This is a genomic window from Streptomyces sp. NH27, assembly GCF_056859195.1.
The window spans coordinates 1-1,842 of sequence record NZ_JACEGK010000858.1 but is presented as its reverse complement, the minus strand read 5'-3'; the positions used below and the strand labels follow the sequence as shown (position 1 = coordinate 1,842).

Annotated in this window: 1 protein-coding gene; it reads right to left on the bottom strand. The window is 72.8% G+C overall.

Going from position 1 to position 1,842, the window contains the following annotated elements:
- Positions 1 to 817: 817 nt before the first annotated feature.
- Positions 818 to 1,669: a hypothetical protein gene (locus AC13HU_RS36545; RefSeq protein ID WP_483046303.1), complete on the bottom strand. Its 852-nt coding sequence runs from the start codon at positions 1,667 to 1,669 to the stop codon at positions 818 to 820.
- Positions 1,670 to 1,842: the final 173 nt, after the last annotated feature.

Below are 1,842 nucleotides of genomic sequence, written 5' to 3'. Positions count from 1 at the left end.
GGGAAGGGCCGCACACGGCGGTACACCAGACTGGGAAGGCCCCGGCGCGAAGCAGCCCGCCCGCACCAGCAACACGGCGCGGCACGCGCCGGACCCAGCCACCCGGAGGACGGCACGGCAGAACCGCACCCCGAACCAAAGGTGTAACGCCTTTAGGCAGTCTAGCGGGCCGGTACACACCCCGGGACGGAATGTTGTAACGCGTGGGAGTGAAAGCAGGAGCGGCCCGGAAACCCCCGGACACCAGCCCAGCGCTCTGGCGTCGGCAGCCTCCAGCACACCCCGCGGCCGCCCGGCGGCAACCGCACGGCCCCGGGACAGGCGGCAACAGCCCGGCAGCAACCGGGATAACGCAGGGTCAGGCGGCCAGCAGCGGGCGGCGGGCGGCGGGCTAAACACCGGGGCACAGGCACGACCCGACGGCGGCGGACCCGGCTACGACCCGTCTTAACCGTCGCCGGCACAGTAGCCGCCCGCGTCCTAGCCGACGCGATCAGCTCACACCTCGGCAACCGTTGAAACCTGTAGCCGGATCCCCTCTTCACCACAGTGACCGCATGCGGTCATAGGCGCGCTTCTACCGCGCCACACGTGGGGGTCGCGCGAAGCAGCACGGCTCCCATGTGCAAGCACTGTACTGCCCCGCGACCCTCCGAGACGACGAAACCCCTTAACTCGCACTCAGGGGTCTGAGCTTGATCATCAAGCCAGATACGGACAGTCCGACTCGAGGTCGCTGCCGGCGGCCCAACCCCCGGGCCACTGGTAGGCCGAAAGCCGCGAACGCGGGCGGCACCGCACCGGCGGGCGGGCGCGGCTATGTCTCGTGGACGGTCCGCAGGACGACGGTGCGGCGCACCCCGGCCTCCAACATGGCCTGGGCTCGGTGCTGGCCGTTGATGTAGCCGGTCTCGCGGCTGGGCTGGATCGCGTCGGCGGTGTTGAACAAGCTGGCCAGAGCCTGGGTCTGCCACACGGTGGCGCCGGCTGCCGCCGCGTGGGCGATCGCGAACTCCTCCATGTCGTCGGGTTCCACACCCTGCGCGCGGGCCCGCCGCAGCACCTGCAGCGCCAGCGCGCTGACCGCGTGCCAGTCGCCGTCGTGGTACCAGCAGCACGGCTGCGCGCCGCGGCGCGGCAGGAGCTGCCGCAGTCGGCGCCGCCACCAGGACACCCCGGTCGGCATGCAGTCCGGCTCCCGGAACGGGCGGGGCCGGCCGAGGCGGACCACGGCGAACTCCTCGAACACCAGCCGGGGTTCGGGCTCAGCGCGGAGCGGCACGTAGCCGGCACCGCGTCCGGTAGAGACCTCGGCGCCGACCAGGTCCTCCAGTTCCTCGTGGGTGATGGCCGACCAGCGCGGGCCGTACGGCCCGTAGCCGTCGGCGCCGGCGAACACCACCCGCCGCAAGCGGCTCTCCTGCCGTGCCCCTTCCGGCCACAGCTGCCGCTCCACCCACACCGGCGGCACCTCCTGGTCCGGGCAGTGCCGCTCCCACACCGCGCCCGCGTAACGCTCCGCGGCGTTCATCAGGCCCATCCCCTCGCCGGCGACCTGCGTCACCACCGCGACCGGCCGGACCCCGGCAGCGGTGAACAACTGCAGCCGGAACGTCCCCCACACCCCCGCGGCGACGAACCAGCCGGACGACGCAACAGCCCACGGCACGTCCCGGCGCGGCAAGACGGCGACGGACCGGCGGCGACAATTCGCGGGCCAGACCCGACCAGCAGCAGGGGGCACAGCCGGACGGCCGGGCGGACCACGGGACCCACAGGACCGGCCACACCGCCGACAGCAACACAGCGCACGGGCGGCACACGGCCGACAGCGACACGCAG